The sequence below is a fragment of the Gudongella sp. DL1XJH-153 genome, assembly GCF_049310905.1.
GTDB lineage: Bacteria > Bacillota > Clostridia > Tissierellales > Tissierellaceae > Gudongella.
This window is the reverse complement of the sequence record NZ_JBMEMN010000017.1, coordinates 19,097-33,703: the sequence shown is the minus strand read 5'-3', so window position 1 is coordinate 33,703 and position 14,607 is coordinate 19,097. Positions and strand designations below refer to the sequence as shown.

Genomic DNA, 14,607 nt, shown 5'->3' with positions numbered 1-14,607 from the left:
GCTCATTCTACACCAGTCCTTTATTCAACTATCAATTGTTTTTCCTGCTTGGAAAATACCTCACCAACAATTGCACATTCCACCGGGGATCCTGAGAGTTCATTAAGAAGCTCTTCTGCATTTCCCTTCGCTACAGATATCAAAAGACCACCTGAAGTCTGTGGGTCATAGAGTATGTCCCGTAGAAACTCTGGCACTGATTCGTCTATTTGCACCTTGTCTCCGATAAATCTCTTGTTATTGTATGCGCCTTCAGGAATCAGACCCATTTGCGAGTATTCTCTTGCTTCTTGTATATAAGGTACTTCCTTGCTAAATATTTTAATCGTTACATCACTGCCCTCAGCCATCTCAAGGCTATGACCAAGCAATCCGAAACCTGTTACATCTGTTGCTGAATGAATATTTTCAGTTTTTTCCATTGCATTCTTCCCGTATACATTGAGTGCAGACATTGAAATGACAGCTTTATCATAAGCACTTTTATCTGCAAGATCTCCCTTGATGGCAGTTGTAATTATTCCAATCCCAAGTGGCTTGGTTAATACAAGTACATCTCCAGGTCTGGCAGTATTATTTGCCTGGACTTTATCAGGATGTACAAAGCCTGTAACTGACAATCCATACTTGGGCTCATCGTCTGATACACTGTGTCCCCCAACAAGTATTGCCCCTGATTCCAAAACCTTATCATGCCCTCCCCTCATAATCTCCGTAAGAACATCCGGTGATAGACAATCTGGAAAACACACAATATTTAAAGCTAATTTAGGATCACCACCCATTGCATAGACATCACTAAGAGAATTTGCTGCTGCTATTTGACCAAATGTATATGGGTCGTCAACAATTGGAGTGAAAAAATCCAGCGTCTGGATAATTGCCAATTCGTCGTTTATTTTATATACTGCTGCATCATCTGATGATTCTATACCCACCAGAAGATTCTTATCATTTGGTTTTGGTAAATGACACAGAACCTGTGCCAGGACATCCGGTCCGATTTTTGCCGCTCAGCCGGAGCTTTTTGTAAGCTGCGTCAATCTATCTTCCATTTCATTTCCTCCTAACTATTTTACAGTTATCAGATCCTTGATTTGTTCATATTTTGAATCACCTATGCCTGATACATTCATTATATCCTCAGGTTTCTGAAATCTGCTAGTATTTCTGTATTCTACCACCCTATTTGCAATGACTTCACCAATCCCAGGAAGACTTTCAAGTTCCTGCTGCGAACAGCTGTTAATATTCAACAGCCCTGAACCACTGCTTGATTGTATTATGTCTGCCTCCACTGTCAAAATTTCATCTACGGATGGTATGTATATCTTGTCCTCATCATTGAGTTTTTTCGCTAAGTTTATTCTATCCAAATCAGCCTGTTTGGTCAAACCACCTGCCAAATCTACGACATCAACCACTCTATCCCCTAGTATAAGTTCATAGATACCTGGATGATATACCTGTCCACTGACATGAACCATGATCAAAGCTGGTTTTAACTCTTCTGCCTGATCTGAAACCTCCAGAATAGACTTATCCTGAACAATTCCAATATCACTCGTCTCAGGCTCTTTCTCCTTAAATAAAACCTTGCCCCCAATAATACCCAAGATTAGGACGACTACACTAAGTATAGCTATTTGTTCCTTTTTTGTAAAGAATTCCATGTGTCAATTACCTCCGTTAAATTGTTTAGTATAATACTATATTCGACTTATTATATGAAATTCCTTCTTTTTTTGTATTTCTTATGCTTAAATTATTGTACTTTATCTGGTATAATTATATAGTCAGCAAGTACTGCAAAATTTATGCGAGGTGGTTTGATTGAAAAAAATAATTATTTTGATTTGTTTGATTATGATGTTTATTCCAGGAACAGGAGTTTTTGCGGAAACACTTAATATAAACGGAGAAAGTGCCATTCTTATTGATTATGATACAGGAGAAATACTCTTTCAGAAGAATCCCCACCTAAAGCTTTACCCAGCAAGTACAACCAAGATGCTAACTGCAATCCTGGCGGTGGAGAATTCCTCCCTCAACGAGCTGGTCACGGTTGACCAGGAGGTAGTCAGTCTTACAAAGGGAAGTCATATAGCTCTTGAACCAGGTGAAGTACTGACTATGGAACAGTTGCTCCATGCTCTGCTTTTGCCTTCAGCAAATGATGCAGCTCTTGCAATAGCAAAGCATGTAGGTGGTTCAATTGAAAGCTTTGTAGCAATGATGAACCAAAAGGCAAGTGAACTGGGAGCACTTGATTCCAATTTTGTCAATCCAAACGGACTTCACGACGACAGACATATTTCGACAGCTTATGATTTGGCACTGATCGGCCGATATGCTATGGAAAGCGAAACAATAAGAAACATCGTACATAAGGTTACATATGAAATACCTCCAACAAACATAAAAACAGAAACAAGATATTTTAAAATAACCAACAAGCTTCTTTTCAGCAATGAGCTTATCGACAAGGATGGGACTCTTGTACCCGCACGCTACGAGGATGCATCGGGTTTGAAGACAGGGTATACTTCCCAGGCAATGAATTGCCTGGTATCTTACGCTGAAAGAGATGATCAAAGGCTTATTGCAGTTGTCTTGAAGGCGGACGGTAATATGGTCTATTCAGACAGTCAAAAGTTGCTTGACTTTGGTTTCGAAAACTATAAAAATATGTTTATTGCAAATACCAATGAGTTTATTGATAATATTTCAATTATTGATGGAGAATCTCCTTATGTCGCAGGAGTATTGGACAGGGATATCATCTATCCAGTATCTGAAGTCAATGCAAATATGATTGAGCAGAAGGTGATTATTTCTGAAAACCTTAGTGCACCTATTGATAAAGGTCAGATACTTGGTCAAGTTGATTATCTGGTAGATGGAAAGGTAATTGGAGGCGGAAATCTTATTTCAACGGCTGATGTAAAAGTAGATCCACTTACAGTCTTTCCTGGAAAGTTTGTAAGCAAATGGTATCTATTCGTATTCGGAGCTTACTTCTTTATGAGAGTTTACATACTTCAGAAAAAGAAGAAACGAAGAAGATCCTCTAAAAACAGCAGACAAGCAATGTACAGAATGCCATACACACCAAAATGATAAAAAAATGCCAGGACACTTTGAACTGATCTTTGTCCTGGCATTACTATCTACTATTTGGCTATTGCAACTGCCTCTATTTCTATAACTCCATCCTTGGGAAGTCTTGCAACTTCAACCAGACTTCTCGCAGGCTTGTGATCTGTAAAATACTCTGCATATACTTCGTTTATTGCTCCAAAGTTATTCATGTCCTTTACAAATACCGTTACCTTAACAACTGTCTCCAATGAAGCCCCACCTTCTTCAAGTACTGCCTTCACATTATTCAATGCAACTCTTGTTGCCGCCTGAATATCTTCTTGCACCAATTGTCCTGTTGCAGGGTCAATTGGCAGCTGGCCTGATGTGTAGACAAAATCTCCAGCTTTCATTCCCTGTGAATAGGGACCTACTGCTGCTGGTGCTTTTTCTGTAGCTATTTTCTGGATGTTCATTACTTTTCCTCCTTTGACATTTTCTCATATTCTGCCCACAATCTCTCAAGATTGTAATACTCTCTTTCCTCTCTGTGGAACAAATGTACTATAACATCTTCATAATCCAAAATAATCCATCTGGCACTCCCGTAGCCTTCCTTGGTGGTAAGTGTCATAAATCCTGCTTCTTCCATTTTATCTTCAACCTCATCAGCGATTGAAGAAACTTGATTAGATGAGTTTCCGCTTGCTATCACAAAATAGTCAGCTATTGTTGTCATCTTACCTACTTCCAAAGCCTCAATGTCAAAACCTTTTTTGTCATCAATAGCATTCTTGATTATTTCCAGTTTCTTTTGAATTTCTGTCATTGTAGAATAAACCCCCTTTGATTAATTATTTAATATTTAACTCTCTTAATAGTATATCAGTTTCTTCCTGATTATGAACAAAGTAAGATAATCCTTCCATCATTTTAGCACTACCCGGTAAAGTTGTACCGTTTATACTGTCCAAATCAAATTTTACACTCTGCAATCCATATAACATCATGTTACTGCCTGGTACATTTGTTTCCATGTTGTCCTTGTAGATACTCACCATACCTGGAATTTTAAAAAGATTAACAGGCCTTATGCTTTGCTTTATAAGGTTTTTCATAAATTCCTGTTGTGCCTTTACTCTTCCCAAATCGGCATCCTTATAACCTTTTCTGAATCTAAGATACTGGAGTGCCTTGTCTCCATCCAGAGTCTGCTCTCCTTCCACCAAATCAATATGGAGAGGTGGATCTGCTACAGGATCTGAGTATTGCATATCCATTGGAACATAAATATCTACCCCACCAATAAGGTCAACATAATTTCTTACAAGTCCATAGTCTGCCAGGACGTACTGATCAATTTCTATACCAAGAAGATTTCTTACTGTCTTCATTGTCAATTCCGGTCCTCCATATGCAAAGGAATGATTTATTTTTTCCGGATTATTTCTACCTTCAATTGGTGTTCTAGTATCCCTCGGAATAGATAAGATATTAATCTCTCCTGAAGAAGTGTTCATATCTACAAGCATAATAGTGTCAGACCTTACACTTGATACTTCACGGTAATCCTTTGAGTCTATCCCTATCAATAAAAATCTAATATGATTCTCCTGAGAACCCATAAAGCTACCAGCAAGAAACAGCAAAGAAAGAAATATCAGAAGGGAAATTAAAAACACTCTAAAAAAAACACTTCTATTCTTACGTTTTTTCATTTTCTACTCTCCAATACCATTTTTTAGCAAATAGTTTCTTGCATTAACTGTATTTACGTGAATAATGCTTCTTTTATTAATGAGATATGAAATTGTACTGTCAAGTGCCATAAGTATGGCTTCATCCAGATTCTCCAGTGCTCTTTCTCTTATAAGCTCAATGCCATCAAAATTTCTTGCTGGCTCAATAAAATCAGCAAGAAATACTATCTTTTCAACTGTTGTCATATTCTCCTTACCAGTTGTATGATATGTAATTGCATTTAGTATCTCCTGGTCGCCAATATTGAAATAGTCTCTAACCATTCTTGCTCCAAGTGGACCATGGATTAGTTCTGTACTGGTCTTTGTTATATCATCAAGCTCTAGATTATACTTATTTACCAGCTCAATTGATTCTTCCAATGTAATATTCTTTGCAAAATCATGCAGTAGTGCAGCTATCTTAACCTTCTCTTCAGGTGCCTTATGTTTTTTTGCGAGGATTAAGGATTCCTCAACCACGCTTAGGGTATGTTCCAATCTTTTTTCTCCGATTCTGTCCCTTAAAACTTCAATTATCCTGTCCATTCTATTCCCCTTTGTATAAAGATTCCTTCTCAATCTCTTCTATTAGACTGTCTGGAATCATGTATTTAACTGATAGACCCTTATTGATTCTATCTCTAATGTTTGTTGATGAAATCTCAATCTCAGGTCCATTGCTTCTATGAATCCTAAATCCATGCTTTTCCCTAAGATTCTGAAGTTTTTCTTCAACGTCCTTCTTGGAGTGCCTTCCTCTCCCATACATTATAAACTCAATTTCATTGGCAATTTTCTGGAAGCTCTTCCATGTTTCCAACTCAAACAGGGTATCTGTACCTATTATAAAATACAGTTTCTCATATGGATATTCTAAATGCATCTGTCTTATTGTGTCAATTGTGAAGGAAAATCCCTCCCTGTTTAATTCAATGAAACTCAATTCAAAGAATGAATTATTCTCGATAGCCAACTGGACAAGTTTCACCCTATGGCTTGCCTCTAAGACCTCTCCTCCAGTTTTATGGGGAGGATTTCCTGATGGTATGTAGATGACCTTACTCAGTTTCCATTCCTCCCGAATATATTCTCCTATCAAGAGATGACCCATATGAATTGGATTGAACGTTCCACCCATAAGTCCTATAGCCATTGTTTACCTCCTTCTCCCAGATGACACAGGACTTCAGATAACTCTGAAGTCCTTTAACCCTAGGGAAGCACGATTGTCTTATTGTCCTTTGACTCTCTGTAAATTACAAATCTTCTTCCAATACTTTGGACGAACTCTGCATTTAACTTCTCAACCAGTTCTACTGCTACATCAGTAGGATCAAGATCACTATTTTTTAATACACTAACCTTTATAATTTCTCGCGCATTGAGTGCATCATCAACCTGCTTGATAAAATTCTCCGTCAAACCATTTTTCCCCAATTGGAAAATAGGATCCAGATTATGTGCTATGCTTTTTAAATGGCTTCTTTGCTTTCCTGTTAACAATTTTTCACTTCCTCTTTTATTCAAAAAATTCAAATTCATTATCACAAATAAATACCGACTCACCTTCAGTTATTCCAAGTTCCTTCAACCTGTCTATAACACCCTTCTTTCTGAGCATCTCCTGGAAATATCTAAGAGAATCTGAATCTTCCATGTATGTTGACTCAAGAAGTCTCTCCATGAAGGCTCCTTCGACTACATATCTTTCCTCATCTTTTTTAACGATTATCTCATCCCTCTTTGGTGCGATGGTTTCGATGAACTCTTCGTCATAGGTATCATATACAATCTCAGTATTCTCCAGAAGATTCCAAATTGCGTATACCAACTCCTGGATTCCATCCCTTGTGGCTGCCGATACCTCAAATACATTGTACCCTTTTGGAACAAACTCTTCTTTTATCTTACCAATCCATTCCTTGGAAGAAGGTATATCCATCTTGTTTGCTACAATGATCTGTGGTTTATCCTTTAGTTTCTCGTTATACTGAAATAACTCATCGTTTATTTTCTGGAAGTCTTCAATGGGATTTCTTTCTTCACTGCCGGATGCATCAAGAACGTGTACCAGTACTCTTGTTCTCTCAATATGTCTAAGAAAATCATGCCCTAGACCGGCGCCCTCTGAAGCGCCTTCAATTAGGCCTGGTATATCAGCTATTACAAAACTTTTCTCTTCTTCAACTCTTACAACACCAAGATTCGGTTTGAGTGTAGTGAAGTGATAGTTTGCAATTTTAGGCTTTGCTGCCGACATAGTCGAAAGAATAGTTGATTTCCCAACATTTGGAAATCCTATTAGGCCAACATCTGCCAAAAGTTTCAGCTCAAGTATTATATTTCGTTCGCTCCCTTTTGTTCCGGCTTCTGCAAAGCCAGGTGCCTGGCGGGTTGAAGTTGCAAATTTTGCATTTCCACGTCCACCTTTTCCGCCTTTTGCAATAATAAATTCCTGACCAGGTTCTTTTAGGTCAACAATTACCTTATCGGTTTCCTCATCCTTTACAAGAGTTCCTACAGGTACCTTTAGATATATATCTGAACCATCTTTACCAAACTGCTTTTTGGATCTTCCATCTTCTCCATTTTCACCTACGTATGATCTTTTATATCTAAAATCCATCAAGGTTCTAATTCCTTCATCAGCATAGAGTACTATTGATCCACCTTTACCACCATCTCCACCGTAGGGGCCACCAGATGGTTCATACTTTTCTCTTCTCCATGCAACTATTCCGTTACCACCTTTTCCTGCTTTTACGGATATTTTCGCAACATCAATAAACATAACCATCATCCTCATTTACATTATTTATAACAAGATTATTCCTGTTAATTTGTTCGGCAAAAACCACCCAAGATTCACTTGGTTGGATGAGACATTTTCCGCTGAATAATAAAATCAGCGTTTTAGCCGTCTGTTATTTGTTACCCCAAAAAGTGCTCTTAACACTTTCTATGGAAGCATAAGGTCTCACACCCAAAAAATATAAGCTTACCAGACGGTAAGCTTAAAATTTACGCTAATTCTTCTCGAGGATAGACGCTGACCTGCTTCTTGTCGCGACCTTTTCTTTCATATTTAACAACACCATCAACTGTGGCAAATAATGTATCATCTCCACCTATTTGTACGTTGTTACCTGGATGGATTCTAGTTCCTCTTTGTCTTACCAGGATATTTCCTGACAATACAAATTGTCCATCTCCTCTTTTGACACCAAGTCTCTTAGACTCACTGTCTCTACCGTTTTTTGAACTACCTACTCCTTTTTTAGAAGAAAATAATTGTAAATTCAATTTAAACACGATTTCCACCTCCTACATATTCAAGAGTTATATATTTAGGGTAACTTTCTATCATTGATCTGATTCCGACATCGTAGGTTTTAAGAATAACCTGAATGTCAGATGAATTATCATTTTGCAGTTCTGTTTCCAACTTTACCTTCATATAACCGGCATTGTCATCAACCTTGTAGTCAAGTTTTGCTTCATTGACACCGGCTACCTCTACTAATGCTCTTAAGGTCGTGTATCCCAAAACCGATGCTGCAGCACAAACAATATCCTCACCATGTGGTCCATAATCTGCATGCCCTGACATTTCATAGGATGTAATATTGCCCTCACTGTCAGTTGCAATTTTTACCATGATCATAATTAACCTACAATCTTGTCAATTTGAACCTTAGTAAATGGTTGTCTATGTCCTTGCTTCTTTCTGATGTTCTTCTTAGCTTTATACTTGAATACTACGATTTTCTTTGATTTACCTTGAGCAAGAACTGTACCTTCAACTTTAGCTCCCTCTATGAATGGCTTTCCAGGAGTTAACCCTGAATCCGTTGACATTAGAAGAACTTTCTCGAAATTAACAGCGTCGCCTGTTTCAGCGTTTAGTTTTTCAATATAAACTACATCGCCTTCCTGAACTTTGTATTGCTTTCCACCTGTTTCAATAATTGCGTACATTTACTGCACCTCCTCTTACCTAGTCTCGCCAATATTAGGTGACTATGCTTAAAACCCATATTGAGCGGCTCTACACCTAAGATAGTTTAACAAAATAAACCGTTATTGTCAAGCTTCATTTTTCCTTATACGTCCTCTTCCATTACATGTTGGGCATACTAATGTAGTTTTCTTGTCTAGTGTAGGTCTATTTCTCTTTCTTATAACCTCCACAAGACTCAGCTTGGTAATATCTACTACGTATGGTTTGTTCTTGTCCTTTCTGAATTCCTTCTCCAGCTTCTTAAGTACAATATCAATGTTATCGTTACTTTTCATATCAATAAAATCAATGATTATTATTCCGCCAATATCTCTTAATCTAATCTGTCTAGCGATTTCAACAGCAGCTTCGATATTAGTTCTTACAATTGTATCATCCAAAGTTATTAGCCCTACATACTTCCCTGTATTAACATCAACGACTGTGAGAGCTTCCGTCTCATCAATGACAATATAACCACCGCTTTTTAGCTGAACTCTTCTTGAAAGAGCTTCCTTCATATCCATTTGAATATTCATGTGGTAATCCATATTGTACTTAGGGTCATAAGTAAGTCTATCTTGAAGATTGTAATCCTTAAGCTTGCTTGTGGTTTTTAGGCGTTTCAGAAGTTCCTTATTGTTTGTTACTACATTGGTCTTGGTTTCATCGAAATAATCCCGTAGAATTTGAAGTATCAGCACCGGTTCACTATAAATAAGCTTGGGTGTTGGAAGATAATTCTTCTCAGCTTCGATGGTTTCAAAGATATCCACCAATTCCAAATACTCCTCTGAGAGTAGTTCTGATTCAACTCCCTGGGAAACAGTTCTGAATATCATACCCATTTGTTTTGTTTGAATTTCTTTTCCAAGACTTCTTAATCTATCAATTTCTTCCTGTGTCCTGATTTTTTTTGATATGTTGACTCTACTGGAATAGGGAGTAAGCACCATATATCTCCCAGGTATTGAAAGATGAGTTGTCACCTTGGGTCCTTTATTTCCTAAAGGTTCTTTAACAACTTGGACAATAATATCTTCTCCCTGGGTCAAAACTTCATCAATGGTGCTTTTTTCTCTCTTATACATCATTTCCCTATCAAGTGCATCCTTTATATTCAGATATGCATTCTTATCTTCTCCTATATCTATAAAAGCTGCCTCCATCCCTTGCAGGATGTTCTGTACTCTTCCCCTATAGACATTACCAAGAAGTCTATGTCGCTGAGTATCTTCCTTGTAATACTCAACTAGCCTGTCATCCTCTACAATGCATATTCTATTGACCCCATCCCTTGAATCAATGTAAATTGTGTTCATACAATACACCCCTATGCAAGTTCCTTGATTTCTCCTTTTTCATCAGCAAATACATCCAGGCGTTTAATCAAAACCATGTCAAGGTCAATGTCGAGCTGAAGTTCTCTATCCATTGCCACCACTAGCTCTATTGGTTTTAAGTTTCCCGACTCACCTGTCTTTAAAAGTGCATTTACAATATTGAATCCATCTTCATCAATACCCTTATATATAATATTCCCAATAAGTGGGATAATATCAACTTGACGATCCACTTTGATCTTGCCCTTCTTTTTTTTCTTGGTAATGAATACTTCAGATAGTTTATCCCATTGATCTAGGCTATCTTCAAATTTGGACGCTTCATCCGAATTTTTTGTCACAAATCTGATTTCATAATGTGACCAGGCAATTATTGAGGTCAACGATGCACCCTTTTCAGTCTCCCAGCAGCTTGTAATCTTTATACCGTCAGGAAGTGCTTCATTAATCCTTTTCGCGAAATCTGCTGGTTCAATCCATTCTGTCAACTCTACATCCATATATTCCGCAAGGCTTTCAGTTCCCAGGGGAAGAGGGTTTCCGATTGAAAACTTTGGATGTGGATTATACCCATCAGAAAATTTAATTGGTATTCCAGCCTTTGAAAACGTTCTAGTAAAAAGTCGTACCATATCCAGATGGGATAAGTACTTAAGGTATCCGACTTTTATATATTTTGTTCTTAAAATCAATTGAATACCCCCCACATGGCACAATCTTCTATACCGCAGCCGGTACAACCTAGTCTACAGTCTCTTGTGGTTTCTCCTTTGATTGCTTTTGTATACTCGTTAATAAGATATTCTTTACTTGGTCCAGGATTAATAAAATCCCATGGCAGGTTTTCTGTAAATTCCCTGTTTCGGTTTGCATAAAAGCTTCCATCAATTTCAAGCTCATTCATTGCTTCCAGCCAGATATCATACTTAAAGTGCTCTGACCATCCATCAAATCTGCAGCCTTTTTCCCATGCCCTAAGAAGCAGCTTGCTGATTTTTCGATCACCTCTTGCCACTATAGCCTCCATGAAGCTAACTCTGGGATCATGGTAATTAAAGGATACTTTATTGTCCCTAATCTCATTTTTTACTAGATTAATCTTGTACTGAAAGTCCTCGATTGTGTCCTGACCATGCCATTGGAATGGTGTGAAAGGTTTCGGTACAAAGCATGATGCACTGGCAGTAACTTGGAAATTACCTTTACGCTCTTCTGGTGGTCTGTTAAAAAACAGATCCTTTACAAGATACGCCAGTTCTTTTATCCCAAGAACATCTTCATCTGTTTCCGTTGGCAAACCAATCATGAAGTAAAGCTTGATTCTGGACCAACCTTCCTTAAATGCATACCCTACAGCATTTACAAGGTCATCCTCATCAACACCTTTATTTATAACATCTCTTAACCTTTGGCTTCCTGCCTCTGGAGCGAATGTAAGACCAGATTTTCTTACCTTCTCAATTTCTTTTAGTATATCAATGCTAACAGAATCAAGTCTAAGTGATGGCAATGATACTCCAACTTTTTTATCTTCGAACTTATCCATCAGAGAAGATATCAATAGATGAAGCTGTGAGTAATCACATGAACTTAAAGACGATAGTGATATATTTTCGTACCCTGTAGAATCTACAAGTTTTTCTGCAAGTTCCATAAGTCTGTCAACAGATTTTTCACGTATTGGTCGATAGATCATACCTGCCTGACAGAATCTACAACCATGAGTACATCCCCTGAAAATCTCCATTGAAATTCTGTCATGAACAGTTTCCATGTAGGGTACTATCATTTTTTCAGGAGAAAACATACTATCCAGATCACGGATAATTCTCTTGTCAATAACCTGCGGAATATTCTCAAGCAATGAAAATCTCTCATTTATTGTTCCATCTTCCTTATAGGTTAAATCATAAAGTGACGGCACATATATCCCTTGCATTGTCCCTTGAACTTCCTCAAGGAATTTTGCTTTATTGTAACCATGTTTCTTGTGCTTGTTGTAGACCCTCATAAGCTCAAGAGTTACCTCTTCACCTTCTCCTATTACGAATAGGTCTATAAACTCCCACAAAGGCTCTGGATTATACGCACATGGGCCTCCAGCTATTACCAATGGGAAATCCTCATTTCTATCCTTGGAAAGAACAGGCATCTCTGACAAGTCCAAAATATTCAATATATTTGTATAACTCATTTCATACTGTAACGTGAATCCAAGAAAATCAAAATTCCTAACTTCTTCTTTTGATTCCAGCGTAAACAGAGGAATCGATTCCTTCCTCATTTGTTCTTCCATATCAACCCAGGGAGCAAATACCCTTTCACATGAATACTGTGGTTCATTATTGATCAGATTGTAGAGTATATGCATTCCCAGATGTGACATACCCACTTCATATACATCAGGGAATGAAAATGCAAAACGTACATCCATCTCTTCAGGATTCTTTTGCACCATGTTTTGCTCCATACCAATATATCTTGAAGGTTTTTCAACCTTCATTAAAATTTTATCCAATTTGTATTTATTTATCATTCCATTCACCTTTCAATTGTTTGCTTGACTTTTTGGGAGCTGAAATCCCTATATGCATGAAAAAGCTCTAACCAAGGTTAGAGCAATTATTTCTTCTTGTCTTTGACATTGACAATAGGAATATTGGCAACAAGCGCAGATACAGGAGATTTATTGCCTTCCTTCTTCATCTTAGTCATCTTGATTTCAATTTCAGATTCATCTATTTCCGCATATTGGGAAATCACTTTTACAATATCACCCTTAATCATTTCCAAAAATCTAGGAGACAGGTCGGAGCGATCATGAACCAATACCAACTTAAGTCTTTCTTTAGCTACATTCTTGCTGTTTTCTTTTTTTCTAGTAAACATTTTGAAAAAATCCAAACCGTTCGCCTCCTTTACTTTCCAAATATTAGTTTAAGAACTTTACTGAACTTGCTTTCAGCATCCTCTTCAAGATTCATAAACTCAACTTCCTCACCTGTAATCCTCTTGACTATGTTTCTGTAGGCCTTTCCTGCTAGGGCTTTTTCATCCATTACAACAGGCTCTCCTTTATTTGTTGAAATTACAATAGATTCATCGTCAGGAACTATTCCAATCAAGTCAATGGCCAAAATATCGATAATGTCTTCAATAGTCATCATGTCGCCTCTTTTAACCATATCTGGTCTGATTCTGTTTATTATAAGCTCTGGATCGTGAAGTTCATTGGCTTCAAGAATTCCAATAACCCTGTCTGCATCTCTTACAGCTGAAATTTCCGGTGTAGTTACAATAATTCCCCGGTCTGCTCCTGCTATTGAATACTGGAATCCCTGCTCGATTCCAGCTGGAGAATCAATGATTACATAATCGTGACTCTTCTTAAGTTCATTTACCAACTCCACCATTTGTTCAGGTTTTACTGCAGTCTTATCCCTAGTCTGTGCAGCTGGCAATAAGTACAGTTTGTCATGCCTCTTATCTTTAATCAGCGCCTGCTTAAGCTTGCAATTCTTCTCTACTACATCTACAATATCATAAACTATTCTGTTCTCAAGACCCATTACTACATCAAGATTTCTCAATCCTATATCAGCATCCAACACTACAACAGAATAACCTAGTATTGCCAATCCCGTTCCTATATTGGCACTGGTTGTCGTTTTTCCAACACCACCTTTTCCGGATGTTATAACAATAGCTGTTCCCATTTTTTCTTTAGCCATTTATGTTCCTCCCTCTTATTTATTAGGCAAATAAGGCTCAATTACAACTGCTCCATTAACTACTCTTGCAATCTCGGGATATTTGTACTGTACATCATCCTCCGGCGGCCTTACAATATAATCTGCTATTCTAAGCTGGGTTGGTAAAAGGCTATATGCGGCTACTATAGCATATCTGTTTCCGCCAATCCCTGCTTGAGCAACACCTCTAAGTGATCCTAATACTACAATATTTCCCTTTGCCTTCAACTGCGCACCGGGATTTACATCTCCTATTACTACAATATTACCATTATAAGATACTTCCTGACCAGATCTTAGGGTTCCATGTACAAACTTGGTCATCCCTTCCTGGACTTCCTCTGGTTCTGATGACTTGTCAATCACTATTATTTCAGATTGTACGGAAGTAATCTCTTCTGGGATTTTTTCAATCTGAATAGCAAAATCATATTTATATTTGAGCAGCAACATGATTTCTATTCTATTCTCTTCTGATAGCTCCTCTCCTTTAACTCCGAGGATATCACTTCCCTCGAAAAAATTTGAAGCTGTCTTCATCTTGCTTTTAAGCTCATTTTTAATAATCTCAATATCGTTGCCTTCAACATGTAAATAAATGCCATTTGCAACTCCCTTGATAGAAACTACGTCTTTTCTCATGTGTTACCTCCAAATAAAAGCCTTATTCTCATTCTACTAGTTTGCGC

General features: G+C 37.7%; 19 protein-coding genes. 1 reads left to right on the top strand and 18 read right to left on the bottom strand.

Features of this window, described 5'->3' with window-relative positions:
* Window positions 1-20: 20 nt before the first annotated feature.
* Together selD and ACOEN1_RS08005 are read right to left on the bottom strand one after the other, a co-directional pair.
* Window positions 21-1,055 (bottom strand): selenide, water dikinase SelD, encoded by a 1,035-nt coding sequence (selD, locus tag ACOEN1_RS08010; RefSeq protein WP_422486289.1) that lies wholly within the window; start codon window positions 1,053-1,055, stop codon window positions 21-23.
* 15 nt (window positions 1,056-1,070) lie between these two features.
* A complete protein-coding gene (locus ACOEN1_RS08005; protein WP_422486287.1) occupies window positions 1,071-1,673 on the bottom strand; it encodes a helix-hairpin-helix domain-containing protein in 603 nt (200 codons plus the stop codon).
* A 160-nt stretch (window positions 1,674-1,833) separates the two neighbouring features.
* Between ACOEN1_RS08005 and ACOEN1_RS08000 the strand changes: the two genes are divergently transcribed.
* Complete coding sequence (locus tag ACOEN1_RS08000) at window positions 1,834-3,120, top strand: D-alanyl-D-alanine carboxypeptidase family protein (RefSeq protein ID WP_422486285.1); 1,287 nt, start codon at window positions 1,834-1,836, stop codon at window positions 3,118-3,120.
* A gap of 53 nt (window positions 3,121-3,173) precedes the next feature.
* Here the strand turns inward: ACOEN1_RS08000 and ACOEN1_RS07995 are convergent, their stop codons facing one another.
* The 16 genes from ACOEN1_RS07995 to minC form a co-directional block, all read right to left on the bottom strand.
* Window positions 3,174-3,557 carry a Rid family detoxifying hydrolase gene (locus ACOEN1_RS07995; protein WP_422486283.1) on the bottom strand — a complete coding sequence of 128 codons (384 nt, stop codon included), beginning with the start codon at window positions 3,555-3,557 and terminating at the stop codon, window positions 3,174-3,176.
* Window positions 3,557-3,910, bottom strand: a complete 354-nt coding sequence (gene rsfS, locus ACOEN1_RS07990; protein ID WP_422486282.1) for a ribosome silencing factor — start codon at window positions 3,908-3,910, stop codon at window positions 3,557-3,559. Before rsfS ends, ACOEN1_RS07995 begins: the two co-directional genes overlap by 1 nt.
* Before the next feature lie 25 nt (window positions 3,911-3,935).
* Window positions 3,936-4,799: an LCP family protein gene (locus ACOEN1_RS07985; protein WP_422486280.1), complete on the bottom strand. Its 864-nt coding sequence runs from the start codon at window positions 4,797-4,799 to the stop codon at window positions 3,936-3,938.
* A gap of 3 nt (window positions 4,800-4,802) precedes the next feature.
* The gene (gene yqeK / locus ACOEN1_RS07980) at window positions 4,803-5,369 is read right to left on the bottom strand and encodes a bis(5'-nucleosyl)-tetraphosphatase (symmetrical) YqeK (protein ID WP_422486278.1); all 567 of its coding nucleotides are present in this window, start codon (window positions 5,367-5,369) and stop codon (window positions 4,803-4,805) included.
* Between the two features lies 1 nt (window position 5,370).
* Window positions 5,371-5,976, bottom strand: coding sequence for a nicotinate-nucleotide adenylyltransferase (gene nadD, locus ACOEN1_RS07975; RefSeq protein ID WP_422486276.1), 606 nt, complete (start codon window positions 5,974-5,976; stop codon window positions 5,371-5,373).
* A gap of 59 nt (window positions 5,977-6,035) precedes the next feature.
* Complete coding sequence (gene yhbY / locus ACOEN1_RS07970) at window positions 6,036-6,365, bottom strand: ribosome assembly RNA-binding protein YhbY (protein ID WP_422486274.1); 330 nt, start codon at window positions 6,363-6,365, stop codon at window positions 6,036-6,038.
* A complete protein-coding gene (gene obgE / locus ACOEN1_RS07965) occupies window positions 6,343-7,614 on the bottom strand; it encodes a GTPase ObgE (RefSeq protein ID WP_422486272.1) in 1,272 nt (423 codons plus the stop codon). The genes yhbY and obgE overlap by 23 nt, the downstream gene beginning before the upstream one ends.
* 230 nt (window positions 7,615-7,844) lie before the next feature.
* A complete protein-coding gene (gene rpmA / locus ACOEN1_RS07960) occupies window positions 7,845-8,135 on the bottom strand; it encodes a 50S ribosomal protein L27 (RefSeq protein ID WP_422486270.1) in 291 nt (96 codons plus the stop codon).
* A complete protein-coding gene (locus ACOEN1_RS07955; RefSeq protein WP_422486268.1) occupies window positions 8,128-8,487 on the bottom strand; it encodes a ribosomal-processing cysteine protease Prp in 360 nt (119 codons plus the stop codon). The genes rpmA and ACOEN1_RS07955 overlap by 8 nt, the downstream gene beginning before the upstream one ends.
* Window positions 8,488-8,489: 2 nt before the next feature.
* Window positions 8,490-8,801 carry a 50S ribosomal protein L21 gene (gene rplU, locus ACOEN1_RS07950; RefSeq protein ID WP_422486266.1) on the bottom strand — a complete coding sequence of 104 codons (312 nt, stop codon included), beginning with the start codon at window positions 8,799-8,801 and terminating at the stop codon, window positions 8,490-8,492.
* Between the two features lie 108 nt (window positions 8,802-8,909).
* Window positions 8,910-10,145 (bottom strand): Rne/Rng family ribonuclease, encoded by a 1,236-nt coding sequence (locus ACOEN1_RS07945; protein ID WP_422486265.1) that lies wholly within the window; start codon window positions 10,143-10,145, stop codon window positions 8,910-8,912.
* Window positions 10,146-10,156: 11 nt separating this feature from the next.
* Window positions 10,157-10,858: a TIGR03936 family radical SAM-associated protein gene (locus ACOEN1_RS07940; RefSeq protein WP_422486263.1), complete on the bottom strand. Its 702-nt coding sequence runs from the start codon at window positions 10,856-10,858 to the stop codon at window positions 10,157-10,159.
* Window positions 10,855-12,669 (bottom strand): TIGR03960 family B12-binding radical SAM protein, encoded by a 1,815-nt coding sequence (locus ACOEN1_RS07935; RefSeq protein ID WP_422486262.1) that lies wholly within the window; start codon window positions 12,667-12,669, stop codon window positions 10,855-10,857. Before ACOEN1_RS07935 ends, ACOEN1_RS07940 begins: the two co-directional genes overlap by 4 nt.
* Window positions 12,670-12,788: 119 nt before the next feature.
* Window positions 12,789-13,070: a cell division topological specificity factor MinE gene (gene minE / locus ACOEN1_RS07930; RefSeq protein ID WP_409228258.1), complete on the bottom strand. Its 282-nt coding sequence runs from the start codon at window positions 13,068-13,070 to the stop codon at window positions 12,789-12,791.
* A 14-nt stretch (window positions 13,071-13,084) separates the two neighbouring features.
* Window positions 13,085-13,882 (bottom strand): septum site-determining protein MinD, encoded by a 798-nt coding sequence (gene minD / locus ACOEN1_RS07925; protein WP_422486329.1) that lies wholly within the window; start codon window positions 13,880-13,882, stop codon window positions 13,085-13,087.
* A 30-nt stretch (window positions 13,883-13,912) separates the two neighbouring features.
* Window positions 13,913-14,560 (bottom strand): septum site-determining protein MinC, encoded by a 648-nt coding sequence (minC, locus tag ACOEN1_RS07920; RefSeq protein WP_422486260.1) that lies wholly within the window; start codon window positions 14,558-14,560, stop codon window positions 13,913-13,915.
* Window positions 14,561-14,607: the final 47 nt, after the last annotated feature.